Source organism: Paenibacillus borealis, from assembly GCF_000758665.1.
Taxonomy (GTDB): domain Bacteria; phylum Bacillota; class Bacilli; order Paenibacillales; family Paenibacillaceae; genus Paenibacillus_AQ; species Paenibacillus_AQ borealis.
Map to the genome: position 1 here is coordinate 540,925 of NZ_CP009285.1, position 19,364 is coordinate 560,288.

A 19,364-nucleotide genomic window follows, 5' to 3' on the forward strand; every position below is an offset into this window, starting at 1 on the left:
GCTTGTATGGGCAGGATTTATTGAGATTAGCTTAGAGTGAAGTATAGTAATTTCTTGCAGATAAAGCGAAGCACATAGAGGATGAAGGGGAGCAGGAGCTATGACTACAACAACAGTGTACATCACCCGGCACGGGCAGACTGAATGGAATGTGCAGAAGCGGATGCAGGGTCATCAGGATTCGGAGCTTACGCCGCTGGGTGTCCAGCAGGCAGAGTGGCTGGGCCGGGGCATGCATCATGTGGAGCTGGATGCGGTGTACGCAAGCTCAAGTCCCCGGGCGCTGCGGACGGCAGAGATTATCCGTGGGGAGCGGGACTTGCCGCTTACAGCCTGTGATGAATTCAAGGAGATCGGCATGGGGGTCTGGGAAGGCCGTGATTCCGCGGAGCTTCAGCTGCAGTATCCGGAGCAGCATCAGTTCTTCTGGGGCGACCCGGAGCAGTTCAGTGTAGAGGGCAGCGAGACCTTTGCAGCCGTGCAGGAGCGTGCGCTGGGCAAGCTGCGTGAGATCGTAGACCTCCACGCAGGCGGCACGGTGCTCATTGTGACGCATACCGTTGTGATTAAGGTGCTTATGGCTCATTTCGAGGGCAGAGCCATGAACAAGCTATGGGATCTGCCTTACATCTATCCTACCTGTCTGTGCAGAATTGATATCACGGACGGTGTGCCCGAGATAGTGCTCCACGGCGACACCAGCCATTACGAGACCGCTGAGAGCGGGATGGAATCCTGAGCTTTGACAAGCCGCAATATTCATAAGAGAGACAGGGTGATGTGCATGACGGCTTCGCCCTGTTTGACGTGTTGCGCATGCTGCTTCCTGCCGCTTCGCAGGGGAAGCAGTAGCTGCTTACGCTGCCTGTAGCTCCGTCCAGACTGATGAATTGCTGTACAAATTACAACAATTTGCTTCTGGTCAGCAGCGATTCAGCAATAATCCTGCATAAAATGCAACAACCTGGCTCTGACACTCACCAAATCGGCGAAAATCTTGCAAAAAGTACAACAATGCGCCTCGGAAGGCGCGTTCTGTGTGAAAATCCTGCAGAAATTACAACATTCTACTTCTAGCCAGCAAAAATTGTAGTGCCCGCCGAATATCCAAACTTTTCATGTAATGCCAATTGCATCCTAGGCCATAATTATAGAAAACAGAGTTCAATCCATACAGGTATATTGCTTGTCTAGGCAACTTCACTTTTCTGCCGGGTGCTTAGTTCAAGCACGGATAAGTCCCCGTCCAGCGCCTTCAGTCCCGGCAAGCGCAGCGCCACTCCTGCATATAGAGCAGGAAGAATTCCTGCGGCCAGCAAAAGAGCAGGCACCCCATAGAGCTCGGCAACCGCCCCGCCTGCCAGGGCGCCGAGCGGTGACAGGCTCCCTCCGATCAGGAACCGGACCGAGTTCACCCGTCCCTGCAGATGGCCGGGAACCAGCCGCCCATGCAGGGAGGAGCTTAAGGAACCGAAGAAAGGTCCCAGCAGTCCGGCGGCGAATACCGCAAACAGGGCAAAAGAATAGCTGGGGATGAAGCCCCACACCATAGTGACGATACCCGACAAGCCTAGACTGCCGAGCATCACGATGCGCCGCTTCCTGATTTCGCCCATCAGGGAGATCACGCCCAGCCCCGTTAAGTATCCAAGTGCAGAAGCCGTGGACAGCGAGCCCACCGCCGCCGCATCACGGTGCAGCACCTCGCGGACATAAGGGACCATGAGGGTCCACACGGCAATGGAGCTCAGATTGCTGACGGCGGCCATCATCATGATCGTCAGCATGGCGGGGAACTGCCGGTAGAACGAGAAGCCCTCGGCCACCTCCCGCAGATAGACGGATGCCGAGAAGCTGCCGGCAGGAGCGGCTGCGGGCTTACCCATCCGGGGCAGCAACAGCAGAGTGGCTATAGCTGCCGTATAACAAACGGCATTGATGCCGAGCGCCGGCAAGGCCCCGCTGGCCGCGGTCAACACGCCGGCAAGTGCCGGGCCGAGGAGTGCGGCGGCACCCTTGCAGCCGTCGATGATGGCGAAGGCGCGCATCAGCTTGCTGGTGTCTGCGATGCCGGGAATCACAGCCATTGCGGTTGGCATGAACAGCGCGGAGCAGGCTCCGCTGAGACTGGCGGCAGCGAACAAATGCCACAGCTGCAGGTGGCCGGCGAGCCCCATGCCCAGCGGCAGCAGGAGGGCCAGCAGACGCAGCGATGCGAGGCAGGCCATGAACCGGACGCGGGGCAGCCTGTCGGACAATGGCGAGCCGAGCAGGCGGAGTGCCTGCTCGGGAATCATGGAGCTGAGGGCAAGTGCACCCATAGCCAGCTTGGAGCCTGTCATCTCATAGACAAGCCATTCCATCGCAAGCAATCCAAAGGCATCGCCGAAGGCGCTCAAAGAAATCGTGGATAGCAACCCGTAATAGCTGCGCTTTTGCATAGTAATCACCCCTCCAGATATTCCTCGATTCGTCCGGGCAGGCCGTTCAGCGCCTCAAGGCGCAGGCTGTAGGACGTGTTTTTACTGGCAGTATGAACGATGACCAGACCCGCCGCCCGCAGTGCGATCAGATGGTAGTGGATCGTGCTTTTGGACAGGCCGACCTCCTTCACAATCTCAGTGAAATTCAGCTGCTTGCCGGTAAGCAGACGGAGTATGAACAACCGTGTCTCATCCGACAGTGCACGGGTAAGCCGCAGCAGAGCCGGTGCGGGCCGCCCTTCTTCCGGAGGAAGGATATCACAGGAGTAGCTGGTGAACATAAATTCATCAAAGAGTGTGGAGGTTACAAGAGGCCGGGCATGATATTGCGGGGTAATAATGACCTGCTTCAGGGTTTCTGAAGGGTATAGCCGCATGCCTGCTGTGGCCGTCTCGTACACCTCCATATCATTCGAGCCGTTCAGCAGCGCCGCCCTTGCCGCAGCCTCCTGCTGAAGCCCTTCCATTATGGCCGGATCGATGCTGCTGAAATACCCCGTATCCCAGGCTCTGATGACTTCAGCGGCAGAGCTTCGCAGTTCGGCCAGGTTGGAGGGGACGGTCTGCCCGAAGCGGCCGGCAATTTCATAGAGATCACCCGGGGCTAACGCATCAAACCAGTCCAGAAATCCCCCCACTGAACGGTCTTCCGGGCAGCTCCATACGTAAGGAGACAGACTGAAATTATCGGTGAGCTTCATTACTTCTTTCATTTTCTGGAGCATTACGGGGGCGAAGCGGCTCTGTACGTCGCGAATCCAGGAGATCCCGGCGTCCATAGCATTGTGGTTCTGCTTGCCGATAAAAGCATTCAAGCTGGCGATGCACTCATAGATTGGCGCGAAATCGACCATTACCTTGTATTCCATATGGTTTCCCTGCTTTCTAATTCAGTGATATTACAGAAGCGATAGACTGGCTAAGTGAAGTTATTTTAAATTTTGTTCTACAAATATAGAACTGATTATATGTTTTATGATAAACGAACTTAATTCCTAATGCAATGGCTGTTTTTATTAGACTCTAAAATTTTTTAGCGAGCTGGCGAAGTAATCATCCCCGTATAAAAAAGGCGGTACCCGCAGCGCATCATGCGCAGCGGGTACCGCCTTTTCACTGTATAACATTTTTGCTGGGTCAGTTAATAAATTGAAGTGACTTCAAGGTCTTCTCCAGCATCGTAGCGGCTTCCGCACGGGTAGCCAGCTTCGACGGAGCGAATGCGCCGTCAGGTGTTCCCTGAATAATGCCCTCGGCTGCTATTTCGGCTATGGCTGATTTGGACCAGGCCGGGATGCTTGAGGCATCGCTGAATTTAGCCAGCACTGCCGGATCGGCAGTAAGGGTCTTGCCGGTGTACTTAATGGCTTTGGACAGGACCGCCGCCATTTCCTGGCGGGAGATCGGACTACCCGGCTTGAAGCTGCCATCCGTATATCCGGTAATCAGACCTGCTGAAGCTGCCGTTTGTACGGCATCAGCATACCATGCGCCTGTGCTGACATCACTGAAGGTGGCTCCGCCGCTTGCGGATGCGAGTCCGAGGGAGCGGGTAATCAGAGCCGCGAATTCTGCCCGCGTGATAGACAGCGAAGGCGAGAAGGCGGTACTGCTGGTGCCGGTAATGATCAGCTTGGAAGCCAGCAGCTCAATGGATGATTGCGCCCAGTGCCCTGTAGTATCACCGAAGGTCTTGCTTGACTTCACAACAGTATAGTAGCTGTTGCTGTTGCGTTTGATCGTCACTTCAGTATTTCCGCCTGAGAGGCCGGCGAAGAGGGAAGGTACGAAGGATAGCTTGCCGGTAGCCGGGTCATAGGATACGGCTGTTGCGCCTTGAGAACTCAACGCTCCCGTTGCAGTAATAGTCCGCTTCACGTAGGTGCTGCCGAAGCTGTTCAGCGGCACACTTTTATTGCCGGCCTCAGCGGTAATCGAGAATTCAATGACCGGTGCGGCCAGGGTAACGGAGCCGGCCTGTGCTGCGATAGCCTTGTTCAGGCTGTCGAGTGTAGCAGTATCCGCCTGGAGCAGAGAGACTGTAACCGTAAAGTCACTGGTACCAAGCTGGGCAGCCAGTGCCGTTCCGTTAATAATGCTCAGCGGCAGTGAATAGGATGCTCCGCCGGTAGAGGTGAAAGTCAGCACTGTATTTGGTTTAGCAGCAGCCTGCTGAACCAGCACACTGCCCGGCAGTACAACTTGAGCACCGCCTGTTGAAGCCGTAAGCGGGATAATCAGCTCACTGGTGCCGGCAGGCAGGGCCGCAAGCTGTGCAGTCAGATCAGCCGCGGTAATCGTTGTTACCTGCGGAGGCACTGTTGCTGTGGCAGTAGCTGTTGGACTAGGTGTTGCCGTTGCAGTTGGCAGCGTTGTTCCAGGACTTCCGCCTGAATCTGCAGTTGGTGCCGGTGTTGGTGTAGGGCTTGGGGATACGCCCTTAAGATCGGTGATACGTCCTTCAATGCTGGAAGTCACCGGATTATGTTCCTTCAGGTAGGCCAACAGGACTTCAAAGTCTGGTAGACCCAGCTCATAATACCGTCCGTCTGCTTTGGCTGAAGCCAGCGCACGGTAGAAGTCGCCGCCTCCTGCCATGAAGGAGTTCGTGGACAGGATGTAGTAGGCTGCCGGATCAACAGGCAAGTAGGAACCGTCCGCCTGCTTGATATCAACGGAAACAATTCTTTCGCCAACCTGAGTTACTTTGTTGGTTAATGCATCTACAATCTCCGGCTTTTTGGTTGAATCATAGGTGTATCTCATACCGGAGACGTGTGCGAACCGGCCCTGGTCGGAGCTGATGCCGCTGACCGCATTCTCCAGTGAGGAGATGATTTCAGCACCTGTCACTTTAAGTGCGGCAAGACCGTTACCGAAAGGCAGTGTAGTCAGCACTTCGCCCATTGTAATGTCACCAACATTGATGGCCTCACGTATGCCGCCGCCATTCTGGATAGCAACAACACCCTTGATAGAGGCGCGATCACTAGCCGAAACGAAGCCCGGCATCAATTCTGTGACTTTCTCCGCGATGCTGTCGGCAATCATATTGCCGATTGGTGTCTCTTCACTGCGTACAACACGGGTCGATTTACCATTGATCATCCGGTAGGTGTAGAGATCCACATTGGTGTAACCTACAACCGTGCTCCGGACAGCTGCCAATTCAGCATCGATTGGAGCAAGAATTGCGCTAGCTGTAGCGTCTGGACCAAATAGGTTGACATCCAGCAGTTTGCCTTTGTAAGCCTTGATTTCACCATCTTTGTCAAAGGTTACGTCGAGCTCACCGAGGAACTGGCTGTATTCACCGGTCTGCACAATCAGTACATTCTTGCCGGTGCCCACATTGACGATCGGTGTTGGAGGATTATCCACCTTCGTATGCGAGTGTCCGCCGACGATAATGTCGATACCCGGAACGTCTTTGGCAAGTTCCTGATCTACGGTATAACCCAGGTGGGTGACCGCGATAATCTTATTAATGCCCTGATCTTGCAGTGCTTTGACTGTCTTTTTTGCACTTTCTATATGCTCTTTGAAAATAATTTTGTCTCCTGGCGATGATAGACCAGTTGTGTCCTCGGTAGTCAGGCCGAAGATGCCGATCTTTTCGCCGTAAACATCCTTAATGACTGAAGGATAGATGTTTCCGTCTTTGGCCGTACTCTTGGCCTCATCGGTTTCAAGTATTCCGGTCATCTCATGATAGAGATCCGCAAGCTCACTGTTATTCGTGGTGAAGTCGATATTGGAGCTGGCAAACGGGAACTGGGCGGCCGTTACGAAATTCTTCAGTACTTCCGGATTTTTATCATTCATATCAAATTCATGGTTACCGAAGGTCATCACATCATAGCCGATGTTATTCATGAACTTGATATCTGCCTGACCCCTGAATTGATTGAAATACAAGGTTCCGGAGAAGACGTCGCCCGCATCCAGCAGTACAGTATTGCCTGTCCGTTCGCTGCTGGTAGCTGAAGTGCGTTTCGCCACATTCTCTAGATGACCGTGAGTATCATTGGTATGCAGTACCCGCAGATTGAAATCCTCTGTAGTGAAGTCAATTTGTGCGAGCAGCGGATCATGGTCACTGATCCGGATATCAGCCGGGAATTCAGTGCCTGGAGGATAATCTCCCGGATCAGCAAAGTCCGAGTTGATATGCACGATGTCGAGTGTAGTGTCCGATGCCAGTCTATTGTTGACGAGGATATGATCCAGCGTCTGTGAATTGCCTTGGAATACGTAGGAGTAACGTTCGTTCAGCGGCAGGGTATTTACGAGATTCGTAAGCGCGCTGCCTTTGAGAATATTCAGCGTATTGGAGAACTGGAAGTCATTCAAATCGCCGAGTACGACGATATTGGCATCCGCATTCTCTTGGAGCACATCCTCAACGAAACCGTTGACGACCTTGGCGATCTTGGCCCGCTGGACTTCCGTGGTGAAGACCGGTGGCTGAACAGAGCCGAAGAGGTAATTGTCGCTGCTCTTGGAATTGAAATGGTTGGCGATCACGATCACATCATTGCCTTCGAAAGTAAACTCGGCAGCCAGCGGCTTGCGCGAGTCAATGAAGGCTTCATTTGTCGGATCGATACGTCCGGGATTTACACTAAGACCGGAGGCTGTGCTGTAGGTGACGGATTCAGTGGCACTTCCTTTTGTCTTTCCGCTATCCTTCAGTGCAACACGGTTCGTATTGTACAGGAAGCCCGAGCGGATATTGCCTTCCGGAACGCCGCCGTCCTGATTATTAAGCGGAGCAATGTCGGTATAGGCATAAGCGGATGCACCGCCGTCGATCACTTCAATGGCAGCAATCAGTGCTTCGAAGCTCTCATTAGCCTCGGTAACACCAGTGCCCGTACCGTTATTATCCTGAACTTCGGTCAGGCCGATAATGTCCGGCGTTTTGAGATTGTTCACGATATCCTTAGCTACATTTTCGATCTTCTTGGCATCATTAAGTTTAGAGAAGTTCTCAATATTAAAGGAAGCAATATTCAACTTGCCTTCTGCATTTGAAGAGAGAGAAGTCACTTCCCTTTGCAATTTGCTGGTTGAGACATCCGGCAGTGTGCCCGTTTCTGTGGAAATCAGGAATTTTCCGTAATCATAGTTCATAATACCGGTAATGTTGCTTGTGAACTGCTGGCCTGTTGTCAGCACCGGTGCGGATTTCACGGAGAGGATCAGGCGCTGGGGATTATAGTCAGCACCAGTCAGCACCAGTCCGCCTGCAGCAGAAGTGACTTCAGTGGTATTGGCTGTTCCGTTAACAGTAATCACGGGGATTTCGAAGGTGCTGCTGGAAGCATAATAGACAGCAGGTCCCACGGTAGTCGGCTTGGTGAGCTCCAGGCGCATGCCTTCCAGACTTTCGTAGAAGTCGATGGCATCGGTGTCCGGATCAAATTTGGCAAACTTATCATCATCGATAACCGCAGTCGGTACCACACGTCCGCCGGTGCCCAACAGAGTTGCTGCCGGAAGCGGGTTGCCGCTGCTGAGAAACGTAGTTTTGCTGGCAGCAATTTCCGTAGTCGTCAATTGTCCGGAGAAGCCGTACTCCTGAACAGTTCCGTCTACGGTTATAGCATCGCCTACTTTAACGGCACTGCTTCCGCCCTTTTGATAGATGAGAATGGCTTCAGAAGTTTTGATATCGTTATCCATATCGGCTGCTGCAGATTGAATATAGAAACTATCCGCGTCCTTGACGTAAGTGACAATACCTTTGACGTTAGTAACGAGGCTGTCAAGGTATGGAGATGTATGCGAAGCACCTTGAATCTGGCTGATCTTCAGATTGTCCAGTACAGCCGAAACTGTATAATTAAAAGTAGCTGTTGGACCATTCTCTAAATCGGGTAATGAAGAGTAGGCTTTAATGGTAAGAGTATTGTAACTTGAACTTACAGGGATAGGAGCATCATACCACTTGTTTATAACTTCTGCGGTAGTACTGCCGTTTGCGTAGACGCTGTAGTACACGCTTGCTGTAACTGAAGTACTTAATGTGATGGAAGAACCAATGCCTATTTTGGATCCTGATGAAGGAAAGGCAGTAACAGGTGGAGCCTGATTCTCACCGTAGAGAGTAACACTGGAAGTGTTTCTAACTCCAGGTACGCTGAAGTATGTTTCTCTTGTTCCTGTAACCACAATTTGTTTTCCAATCAGTGAAGGATTCGATTTCAAACCGAATTCTGACCGGATGTAGGCGGGTGTACTCGGGAGCTGGACCGGCATGATTTTGGAATTATCCGTTTCTCCCGGCTGATCTGCTATGGCCAAATTTGTGTCAGCGGCAAGGTCCGTAGATGAATATGAAGGACCGTTTGAGGTATACCCTACTACATAACCTGTGACTACGATAGCTTCGCTAGGTGACTTTGCAATTGCAGCTGTTACAGTTAGTGGAGCATCTGCCGAAGCCGTGCCGGAACCTAACGATAATCCCGGGAATATCCCGGTCAAGAGCAATGCAACCGCTAGGAATAGACTAAGCGGCCTCCTGCATTGTGAAGAAAGTTTCATGTAAGTATACCTCCCCATAAAATATCATTTCCACTTAAATATAATAGAGATAATAGTTTTCCAAAGCAATTTTTCGTCAAAATTTGTTAATAGTGCATAAATTAATAGGAAGAATCCCTAAAATATTTTAATATTTAAGGGATTTCTTGATGAATACAGCTTTTTTTCCTGAAAACTATGTAAACTTAATGTTAATAGAATGTAAAGTCTAAAAGAGAATAGAAACGGCCTCGCTGCCCATTGAAGGACGGCGAGGCCGTTTCTGTTTATTTCTATAACATCAGCTTTTCTGCGCCGCCCATATAAGGCCGCAGCGCCTGCGGGATATAGACCGATCCGTCTTCCTGCTGGTGATTCTCCAGCAGCGGAATCAGAATGCGCGGCGTGGCAACCGCCGTGTTGTTCAGGGTATGGCAGTACTGCAGCCGCCCGTCTTCATCACGGTAGCGGATGCCTGAGCGGCGGGCCTGGAAGTCGAGCAGATTCGAAGCCGAATGGGTCTCCCCATAAGCATCTCTGCTGGGCATCCAGGTCTCGATGTCATATTGCTTATGTGTCTTCATCGCCATGTCGCCGCTGCAGACGGCCACTACCCGGTAAGGCAGCTCCAACAGCTGGAGAATATGCTCGGCATTGCCGAGAATCTCCTGCAGCATCTGCTCCGACTCCCCCGCATCGTTCCGGCACATCACCACCTGTTCGATCTTCGAGAACTGGTGTACACGGTACAGCCCGCGTACATCGCGGCCTGCCGAGCCTACCTCGCGGCGGAAGCAGGCCGACATTCCGGCCAGCCGCAGCGGCGCTTCGAGATCGAGGATCTCATCGCTGTACAGCGAGACCAGCGATACCTCCGAGGTGCCGGCCAGCCAGCGCTTCTCTCCCGTCAGCTCATAGGTCTGATCCATGCCGCCAGGGAAGAACCCGGTCCGCTCCAGCGCTTCCGGCCGGACGATTACCGGCACATCCATCACGGTGAAGCCGCGCTGCATCAGTACATCCAGCGCCAGCCGCTGCACAGCCAGATGCAGGAGCAGCCCGGCCCCCTTCAGCACGTAGCTGCGGGGTCCGCCGGCTTTGACGCCGCGCGGAATGTCGAGGATGCCGTGCAGCTCTCCGAGCTCGACGTGGTCGCGCGCACTGAAGCCGAATACCGGCGGCGATCCATGCCGCCGCAGCTCCACATTCGCGCTGTCGTCCGGCCCGATCGGCGTATCCGCCGATATGGGATTCGGCGCGAGCAGCAGCAGCTCGCCGCAGCGGCGCTCCGCTTCAAGGAGCCCTGCCTCCAGCGTGGTCAGCTGGCCGTTGATCTCCCGCACCTGCTCCTTGGCCTGTTCTCCGCCTGCAGCGTCGCCCTGGCGCAGCAGGCGCTCGACTTCTTTGGTCAGCGCATTGCGCTCTGCCCGGCGCTGCTCCGTTTCCCGGCGGGCCTGCCGCCGCCGGTCATCCCACTCCAGCAGCTCCGTAAGCGGGAACGCTACCTTTTTCCACTCCGCCGTCTTCCGTACAATATCCTCGTTCTCCCTGATCCAGTTCATGTCCAGCATGCCGCATCCGCTCCTTTTTGTGTTTAAAAAAATACAAAAAACGCCCTCATCCATGGGACGAGGAGCGCCAGCTCGCGGTGCCACCCAGGTTGACCCCATTCCGGTAAAACAGCTGTATAGCGCGGAATAAGGCCCTCTTTGGTCTTCGCGGTAACGGGCGAAACCCGGTAAACTTAGGGAACAGGGGAACTGCTCCGGTCGCAGACGCCTCGCGGTTGGATGCCGGTCATTGGCCTGGTCGGGATATAGGTTTGCCGTTTATTATAACCATAGAAGGACCGGGATGCAAGCGCAATTGAGGTTTGACAATATTCCCTGTACTCTGCTAGGATTATTACTAATTTAAAGTATTTGTGTCCGGCACAGCAGCCCGGCATATCTTATAAAAGCGGACGGAAGAGGTGCGGAAGTGGCTAAAATAGTGGTAATTAACGGTACGCCATCCCTGGTATCACGGATCAATGCCGTGATTGAATATGCTGAAGAGGATCTGCGGGAACGCGGGTTTGAAGTGGAACGGATTAATGTAGCGGAGCTTCCGGCGGAGGATCTGATTCATACCAAGTTTGAGAGCGAAGCCATCGTCAAAGCGAATGGCCTGGTGGCTGAAGCGGACGCGGTGATTGTCGTCAGTCCGGTGTACAAAGCTTCCTATACGGGAGTGCTGAAGACCTTCCTGGACCTGGTTCCGCAAAAAGGGCTGGCCGGCAAAATCGTGCTGCCGCTCTTCATGGGCGGCAGCCTCGCGCATCTGCTCGCGATTGACTACGCGCTGAAGCCGGTGCTGTCTGTGCTGGGCGCCCGGCACATTCTTGGCGGTGTCTATGCGGTTGACTCGCAGGCTGTGCGCAACGACCAGGGTGTCGTTGAGCTGGCCGAGGAGCTGAAGCTGCGGCTGAACAGCGTGCTGGAAGAGCTGGCGGACGAGACAGCACATAAGGCGGGACGTAAGGCGGGAGAATAGGCGTACGATATTACCCTCCTGAGGAACATAAAAGGGCACTAAACCACCGGAATGCGGTAGTTTAGTGCCCTTTTTTAAATATAAGGAATTATATGTCTTAGGTAATTTTATACCCTCTGAAAGCTAAGTGCAGGCTCCCAGAGTACAATCTTGTCTCCGGTAAGACTCGCCGGAATATCTATAATCCGCTGGTTGCTGCTTCCCCGGTAGGGGAGAGTGGTGTCTTTGAGTTCCTCTACAAACCGTCCGTCAATGACCACCTGGCACAAGGCCAGCAGATTCCATTCCGGAGAACCGGGGGAAGCCGTCAGCTCCTCATACGTATAACCGGTATAGATCCAGACCGGGAAGCCCGGCAGCTCGGCGCGGAGCTCATGGATGAAGTCCGCCGCTTCCTCTGCCGAGAAGAACGGATCCCCGCCAGCCAGAGTCAAGCCGTCCAGCAGCGGATTATCTGCTATCTCGGCGATAATCTCCTGCCTGCGCTCCGGAGTGAAGACCTCTCCGTAATTGAAGTTCCAGGTCTTCGGGTTGAAGCATCCGGGGCAGCGGTGGCGGCACCCGCTGAAGAAGAGGACCGCCCGCAATCCCTCTCCTTCATTGATTGACTCCGGATAATATCCGCAGATGTTCATAGATGCTTAACGCGGTCCCGTACTTCAGCTTGCTTGGCGGCGTTGAAGCGGGTCTGATAATCGCCGGTCAGATATCCGGTTACCCGGCGCAGCCGTCGGATATGCGTTGTATCTTCATGAGCACCGCAGGACGGGCAGTTCGTGCCGATCACACCTTCGTGGCCGCAGCCGGAGCAGCGGTCAATCGGGTGGTTAATGCTGAAATAGCTGATGTCCTGCTCCAGCGCGTATTTGATGATTTTGACGAATGCTGCCGGGTTGCTGCGGGCATTGCCGTTCAGCTCTACATAGGAGATCGCTCCGGCGTTGCAATATTCATGGAATGGAGCTTCCAGGCTGATCTTCTTGGCTGCGCTCAGGTCGTAATAGACCGGAATGTGGAATGAATTCGTATAGTATTCACGGTCCGTTACACCCGGGATGGAACCGAGAACCTTGCGGTCTATCTTGGTGAACTTGCCGGAGAGACCTTCGGCAGGTGTTGCGAATAGAGTGATGTTCAGATCCAGCTCTTCGCTCTTGCGGTCGCAGTATTCACGCATGTGGCGGACAATAGCCACTGCCTTGGCATGGACCTCCATATCTTCGCCATGGTGTTTGCCGTACATAGCCTTCATGCACTCCGCCATACCGATGAAACCAAGGGACAGGCTGCCGTGCTTCAGCAGTTCCCCTACGTTATCTTCCGGTGCAAGCTGCTCGCCGCCTTCCCATACCCCTTCACGCATCATGAAATCGGAGGCTTTGGCCTTCTGGGAAGCCTGGATGCGGAAACGGTGGAGCAGGCCGTCCAGTGCAACGTCCATATAATGATTAAGATCTTCGAAGAAGCCTTCCTCATCAGCGGCAAGGCGGCGGCCGGTTACTGTGCCGTAAGCCAGACCAAGACGTACAAGGTTAAGCGTATTGAATGAAAGGTTGCCTTTGCCCGAGCAGTGATTGCGTCCGAAGCGGTCGCCCAGAACACGTGTCCGGCAGCCCATCGTAGCAAATTCAGTATCCGGATCGGTCGGATCGTAGTACTGCATATTCAGCGGAGCATCCAGATTGGCGAAGTTCGGATACAGTCGGCGTGCAGAGCACTCTGCCGCTTTCAGGAACAGCTCATAGTTAGGATCACCAGGCTGCTGGTTGACACCCTGTTTGCACTTGAAGATCTGAATTGGGAACACTGGTGTTTCTCCGCTGCCAAGTCCGTTCATAGTAGCAGTTAAGAGGGAGCTGATCACGAGCTGGCCCTCCGGAGAGGTGCAGGTTCCGTAGTTGATGCTTGTGAAAGGAATCTGGCCGCCGGAGCGGCTGGACATGGTATTCAGGTTATGTACCATACTCTCCGCTGCCTGAAGCGTTTCAATTTCTGTCTCTTTCAGGGCGAAACGGAAGGCGCGCGGATACTTCTCTTCCAGATCGCTGCGGGTCATAGTGATCTCACCGAGAGCTTCACCGTCCGTACCTTCTTCGAAGTATTCCATTCCCTTGCGGAACAGCTTGGCGAAGGATTTGGTGACATAAGGCGCCAGATCGTAATCCAGCTTATTGGCGGATACACCGCCGTACTGTGCGTTCTGCTGGGACTGGAAAATAATCGCCACCAGCGACATAGCCGTCATAATCGAATTCGGAGGGCGGACGCTGCCGTTGCCGGTATTGAAGCCTTCGCGGAGAAGCCGTTCAAACGGAATGAAGATGCAGTTGGTTGTTCCAATGGCGTATTGATCCAGGTCGTGTACATATACGACATTATCTTCAATAGCCTGCACGAGCTGCGGCGGCATAGTGAAGTTGCGGGCATACCACTTGGAATATTCACTGCCGAATTTGCTCATTTTGCCGGAGAAGCTCTCCCCGTTCAAGTTGGCATTCTCGCGCAGCAGATCTAAATCCCGGCTGTCGATAATATCCTTGCCTAGATGAATCACTTCTTCCAGAAGAACCTCCTGTGCAGCTTGTCCCCCGTTATATCGTTTCTCCAGCAGCGTCATTGTATAGCTCTCTCCTCTCAGTATCGTAAACCTGAAGCGTATGCTCCAGGACATCAGTAAAAAGGCATCTCCAGCCGGGAAGGCGGGAAATGCCCGAATGCGTAGTGCAAATATCCGTAAAGCGGAAATTTGCCGGTGGTCTATGTGGAAGATACGAACGGGTGTGGATCTAGTCTATCGCTATGTATAACCCGTTCTTGTACATTCCGCAGAAGCCGATACCTGAGGACAATAATCTATCGTCCTCAGGTATCGGCAGCCTCTGGCCCGAATAACGGAAAGGCTAACTCTGCACTTGCAGGCCGCATGCGGACACCTCGCCTGTTCCTCGCAGGAGTCTAAGCGGTGCCACTGAAACAGGCAGGTCTCCTGGCTTCCGGCATGCCCTCCGGCGCCTTCCCGAGGGGCCTCGCAGTCCCTTAGTGGCTTCTTGTCGGAGGATGCTGCTCCAGAGGCTCTGGCGGGCCTGAAGCATCCGGTTACAGTGGCGGGACCACAGCGGATTTGCACCGCGCTTCCCTATTAAGCTTCAACCCTAGTAAGAGGGTGAAACACCTGTTTCTACTATATTTTGTTGTTGTTAAATAAAAGTAACTCAATATATTGTGTTTGTAAACATTTTTTTGAGAATCCGCGCGGGGAGCGGGTTCCGCAGGTTTACTCACAGATGATCCACAGTTAGTCCACAGGTAATCCACAACTTTCCTGTAGATGCAGCCGTAAATGAGTCATAAATTGTCCCAAAAGATGCCACAAAGACTCCATAAATATAGTGCGCATGACCCTGTGAATCTATTCGGGGAAATCAGTAGCAGGATGAAGAGGAGTGAGAGGAAGAACCCCCGCCGATTTGTGGGAGTGCCGTTGAAGGGGTACAATTAAAAGGAGAGCAGGCGATGCTCATATATGCTATTAACGTATGCTTTGGGAGGGATTGAAAGATGGCTATTGGCGAAGTAACCGTTATTCCGATCGGCACAGGCAGTACCAGTCTCAGCAGTTATGTAGCAGATATGCAGCGTGTGCTGCAGACGGTGGAGGGGATTACCTTCGAGCTTACTTCTATGGGTACGATTATCGAAGGGCCGGTTGCGCGGATACTCGCAGCGGTAGAAGCGCTGCATGAGTCACCTTTTGCGGCAGGGGCACAGCGGGTCTCCACCTCACTTAAGATTGATGACCGGCGTGACAAGCCTTCCACCAGCCGCAGTAAGCTGGAATCGGTGGAGCGCAAGCTGCAGGAAGAATAGCACCCGCTAATGGAAGATGTACATTTCCGGGTTCCAATCAGATTCAACCTATAAGGAGAGGATTCTATCATGGCAGGAGCATCACAGCAGATAGGGATTCAAATGTATACGCTGCGTGACCAGACCGAACGCGATTTCCTGGGCACACTGGGCAAGGTTGCGGAAATGGGGTATCGGGCGGTGGAGTTTGCCGGTTATTTCGGCGTATCGGCTGGGGAGCTCCGCCGCACGCTGGATGGCCTGGGCCTTGCGGCGCCTTCAGCGCATGTGGGCCTGGATTTCAGCAGCCTGGACAATCTGGAGCGGGCATTATCCAGAGAAATAGAATATGCGGCAGAGCTTGGACTTCAATATATCATCACGCCATCGGCACCGCTTCCCGAGAATCCCTCCATGGAGGATGTGACGGCAGTGATCCCATTCCTGGAGAAGGCTTCTGCGATGGTCCGGGCAGCGGGCATGCAGTATGGCTACCACAATCATGCTTATGAGTTCGCGCAAGTAGAAGGCAAAGCGGTCATTGATATATGGCTGGAGCAGATTCCTGCAGAGCATATGCTCGCCGAGTTTGATCTGGGGTGGGTGCACAGGGGCGGAGCCCGGCCCGTTGACTATGTCTCGCGTTACGCCGGCCGTGTTCCGCTGGTCCACATTAAGGATTTCGGCGCTGATAATGAAGAAACGGATCTCGGACAGGGGCAGGTTGATTTCGGGAGCGTCTTCGCGGCGGCAGAGGACAGCGGAATCCTGTACTACATTGTTGAGCAGGAGGTCTACGCCGTATCATCCCTTGCAAGCGCCAAGCTGGCACTAGACTATTTCCGCAGTTTGGGTATGAGTTGAAATTAGATTCTTTACGTATGGCGCCGTTGATAGGTTGAGAGGCGCAGTTTTCCGGAAATCCGGAGACTGCGTCTTTTTTTTCGGTTTACGGCATTCCCCGTGATCCGACAGGATTCTCCATATTTTTTAGCGTGTCTGCAGGTGGACAGTCATGTATGATATTTATAAGCGGATGCAGAACAGCAAACCATATACAGAAAGAGGATGGGGCCATGACTAGACGAACTGGACTTTTTGGCAAGTCCTTCGGCAGGGATACCTTGAGAGGGCAAATGTACTGGACTCTGCTGACCAGTGCCATGATTCCGCTGATTATGACAGGAACCCTGGCCTTATATTCCATCACCTCCATACTGGACAATAAGATTGAAAAAGGAATTGAGGGCAATTTGCAGCGGGTGCTGCAAACGCTCGAAACTACGCTGAACAATTTGTACGATGTGTCGCAGCAAATGTCCTTCGAGGGATTCGTGGGCCAGGATATGGAACGTCTGATGGAAACGGAGGATCCGTACGAAGCCGCCCAGCTCAACAATGACATTCAGCGGAATATCAATTTGCTCAACGCCTCCAACCTGAATACGGGACTGATGTTTTATTATGACAGCAATAAGGAGCGGATGATGTATGAAACGCTGCTTACGCGTGATAAGCGGCCTGATTTGACAGCGCTTCCCACACTGGCTGTCCAAGGTGCGATCACCTATCACAGCCCGCATTTAACCTTGTATAAATACAACGATACCCCGGTATTCTCCATTGTCCGCAAGATGGGGAACCCGGAGCATCCGCTGTATGCCTATGTGGAGACGAATTCAAAGGTGCTGCAGCAGGTGCTGAATATGAAGCAGTACGGAATGAATGCCTATCACCTGCTGACCGACAAGAACGGCGTGGTTCTGTACAGTGATAAACCTGACTGGTTTCCTGAAGGCAGTGTCTATCATAAGCAGCAGAGGAAGGAATACTATGCTTTTGAGGAGACCGCCAAGCAGGGCTGGAATCTGGTGGTGTTTATCAGCAAACAGGATTATCACCGTGAGAGCCGGACATGGATGGTCGGCTTCTCCCTGGTTGCCGGACTGGCGTTGATTATATCTCTGATGCTGGCGCTGCGGATCTGGAAGGTAGTGCTCGGTCCGCTTCAGCGGATGCACCGCGGAATCCGTGATTTAACGAACCGCCGGGTGCATGTGGGTCTGCCAATGACCGGGCTGAAGGAATTCGATTATCTTATAGACCGTTTTAACGGGATGCATCATCAGATTGGAGATCTGATCCTTGAGGTGGAGCATAAGGCCAAGGAACAGCAGGAGATTGAGATGGAAAAGCTGATGGCACAGATCAATCCCCATTTTCTGTATAACACGGTGAATACGGCACAGTGGCTGGCCCGCATGAACGGACAGCACGAAATTGACCGCTTCCTGTCGCTTTTTACCAAGGTGCTGAAATATAATTTGGCCAAATCGGGTAAGATCGTTGCGCTTCGTGATGAAATACAGTCTTTAAAAGATTACGTCGAGCTGCAGCAAATCAGATACGACTACGAATTCGATGTGCGCTATGAGATTCCGCAGGGAATTATGAATACGCCCATGCCGCGCTTTATTTTGCAGCCTCTGGTCGAGAATGCGCTGTATCATGGGCTTCCGGAGGAAGGCGGAGTCATTGTCGTAAGCGCGGTGGAGAGTCCGGAGGGGATACGGATTGAGGTCAGGGATAATGGCCGGGGCATGACGCCCGCGCAGATTGAAGAAATGCTTCATGGAGAGAAGGATGCGCACAACTCTTCGGGAATGGGCATTGGATTGAACTATGTGATCCGCAGCCTGAACAGCTTCAGCGGAGGGCGCAGCAAACTGGAGATAACGAGTACGGAGCATGAGGGAACAACGGTGTCGATTACTATGCCGGATACGGGAGAGGATGGTGCGAGATGATGAAGGTGCTGGTAGTGGATGATGAGAAGCTGGTGCGGCGCGGCCTGATTTCAATGATGCCCTGGGAGAAATACGGCATGGAGGTGATCGCGGAGGCAATGAACGGAACCAAGGCGCTGGAGTGCATGGCGGCCGAAGCGGCGGATATTGTCTTCACCGATCTGATGATGCCGGAGATGTCCGGCTTTGAGCTGATGGAGGAACTGAAGAAGCGATACCCGCAGACTGCGGTAGTCGTCTTGTCCTGCCATGAGGAATTTGCCTTTGCCCAGCAGGCGATCCGCAAGGGGGCAATTGATTATGTGGTCAAAAATGATCTGGAGACCGATGTGATGGACGAGGTGCTGGAACGGATTGCCGCGGGCGTTAGGAGCAAAATCGACAGTATGGAACCCCCGCCGGCGGAGACGGAGGATGCGGCCTCTGTGGAAGTCTGCAAGACGCTGTGGCAGGATTTAAGCTGGATTTATGATGACGGCCGGTATGGGCAGCTGCTGGAGCAGACCGGGCAGCTGCGGCTGCCGCTGGCACGGCTGAAGAATGTCGTGTTTCCCGTGCTGCTGAAAGCCGGATACCTGATGCTGTCGATAGACCACTCGCTGAGCTGGATCTCGCGTCTGGAGCAGAGCCGGTTATGGGAGGAATGGCAGCAGGTGATGCAGGAGGAGCGGGAATATCTGCGGGCGTTGCTGTTCCGCGAGAAGCATGCTGCGGAAGTGGTCAGCGGTATTCTGCGGGCCCTCGAATATATGCATGCCAAGGAAGAACTGGATTTCAGCCAGAATGAGGTTGCCGATGTGGCCAATATGAGCCGGACCTACTTCAGCCAGAGCTTCAAGGGGGTCACAGGCAAGGTGTTTCAGGATTATGTAAAAGAGCTCCGGCTCTATAAAGCGCGCCAGCTGCTCCTGCAGAGCAGCAAACCGATCTACAGCATCGCCCAGCAGGTAGGCTTCAAAGATGAAAAATATTTCAGCAGAATGTTCCAGCAGCAATATGGGCTGCTGCCGTCTGCCTACCGGAATCAGAATCCGTTGCAGCAGTAGGAATTTGGTAAGCGGCAGTGTGAAAATGGTCGGCTTGCCGCCGGATTTTTGTGAAAACGGATACAACAACCCTCGAACAGGGAACCCGTTTCTAACCCGGTTTTGGAGGGTTTGCT

General features: G+C 53.2%; 12 protein-coding genes and 1 riboswitch. Of the genes, 6 read left to right on the forward strand and 6 right to left on the reverse strand.

The annotated features are described in order from the left end of the window. The first annotated feature begins 100 nt into the window (after positions 1 to 100). Positions 101 to 739 (forward strand): histidine phosphatase family protein, encoded by a 639-nt coding sequence (locus PBOR_RS02365; RefSeq protein WP_042210256.1) that lies wholly within the window; start codon positions 101 to 103, stop codon positions 737 to 739. A gap of 451 nt (positions 740 to 1,190) precedes the next feature. Here the strand turns inward: PBOR_RS02365 and PBOR_RS02370 are convergent, their stop codons facing one another. The 4 genes from PBOR_RS02370 to serS form a co-directional block, all read right to left on the reverse strand. Continuing rightward, positions 1,191 to 2,441, reverse strand: a complete 1,251-nt coding sequence (locus PBOR_RS02370) for an MFS transporter (RefSeq protein ID WP_042210258.1) — start codon at positions 2,439 to 2,441, stop codon at positions 1,191 to 1,193. A gap of 5 nt (positions 2,442 to 2,446) precedes the next feature. Next, positions 2,447 to 3,352: an ArsR/SmtB family transcription factor gene (locus tag PBOR_RS02375; protein WP_042210259.1), complete on the reverse strand. Its 906-nt coding sequence runs from the start codon at positions 3,350 to 3,352 to the stop codon at positions 2,447 to 2,449. A 268-nt stretch (positions 3,353 to 3,620) separates the two neighbouring features. Then, on the reverse strand, positions 3,621 to 8,975 hold the full coding sequence (locus tag PBOR_RS34825; protein WP_052429295.1) for an S-layer homology domain-containing protein: 5,355 nt from the start codon (positions 8,973 to 8,975) through the stop codon (positions 3,621 to 3,623). 332 nt (positions 8,976 to 9,307) lie between these two features. Further along, entirely contained in the window at positions 9,308 to 10,585 is a 1,278-nt protein-coding gene (gene serS / locus PBOR_RS02385; protein WP_042210260.1) for a serine--tRNA ligase, read from the reverse strand. Positions 10,586 to 10,994: 409 nt separating this feature from the next. Here serS and ssuE point away from each other — a divergent pair, with 409 nt between their 5' ends. Continuing rightward, complete coding sequence (ssuE, locus tag PBOR_RS02390) at positions 10,995 to 11,549, forward strand: NADPH-dependent FMN reductase (RefSeq protein ID WP_042210262.1); 555 nt, start codon at positions 10,995 to 10,997, stop codon at positions 11,547 to 11,549. Between the two features lie 107 nt (positions 11,550 to 11,656). On the opposite strand, the gene nrdG is transcribed toward ssuE, so the two are convergent. After that, positions 11,657 to 12,184, reverse strand: coding sequence for an anaerobic ribonucleoside-triphosphate reductase activating protein (gene nrdG / locus PBOR_RS02395; RefSeq protein ID WP_042210264.1), 528 nt, complete (start codon positions 12,182 to 12,184; stop codon positions 11,657 to 11,659). Next, complete coding sequence (locus tag PBOR_RS02400; protein ID WP_042210265.1) at positions 12,181 to 14,166, reverse strand: anaerobic ribonucleoside triphosphate reductase; 1,986 nt, start codon at positions 14,164 to 14,166, stop codon at positions 12,181 to 12,183. Before PBOR_RS02400 ends, nrdG begins: the two co-directional genes overlap by 4 nt. 342 nt (positions 14,167 to 14,508) lie before the next feature. Beyond that, positions 14,509 to 14,740: riboswitch (cobalamin riboswitch) on the reverse strand. Positions 14,741 to 15,107: 367 nt separating this feature from the next. Here PBOR_RS02400 and PBOR_RS02405 point away from each other — a divergent pair. The 4 genes from PBOR_RS02405 to PBOR_RS02420 all read left to right on the forward strand — a co-directional run bounded on the left by PBOR_RS02405 (position 15,108) and on the right by PBOR_RS02420 (position 19,248). Beyond that, positions 15,108 to 15,416: an MTH1187 family thiamine-binding protein gene (locus PBOR_RS02405; RefSeq protein WP_042210267.1), complete on the forward strand. Its 309-nt coding sequence runs from the start codon at positions 15,108 to 15,110 to the stop codon at positions 15,414 to 15,416. A 69-nt stretch (positions 15,417 to 15,485) separates the two neighbouring features. After that, positions 15,486 to 16,259, forward strand: a complete 774-nt coding sequence (locus PBOR_RS02410; RefSeq protein WP_042210268.1) for a sugar phosphate isomerase/epimerase family protein — start codon at positions 15,486 to 15,488, stop codon at positions 16,257 to 16,259. A gap of 212 nt (positions 16,260 to 16,471) precedes the next feature. Then, positions 16,472 to 18,202: a cache domain-containing sensor histidine kinase gene (locus PBOR_RS02415; RefSeq protein WP_167549513.1), complete on the forward strand. Its 1,731-nt coding sequence runs from the start codon at positions 16,472 to 16,474 to the stop codon at positions 18,200 to 18,202. Next, a complete protein-coding gene (locus PBOR_RS02420) occupies positions 18,199 to 19,248 on the forward strand; it encodes a response regulator transcription factor (protein WP_042210270.1) in 1,050 nt (349 codons plus the stop codon). The genes PBOR_RS02415 and PBOR_RS02420 overlap by 4 nt, the downstream gene beginning before the upstream one ends. Positions 19,249 to 19,364: the final 116 nt, after the last annotated feature.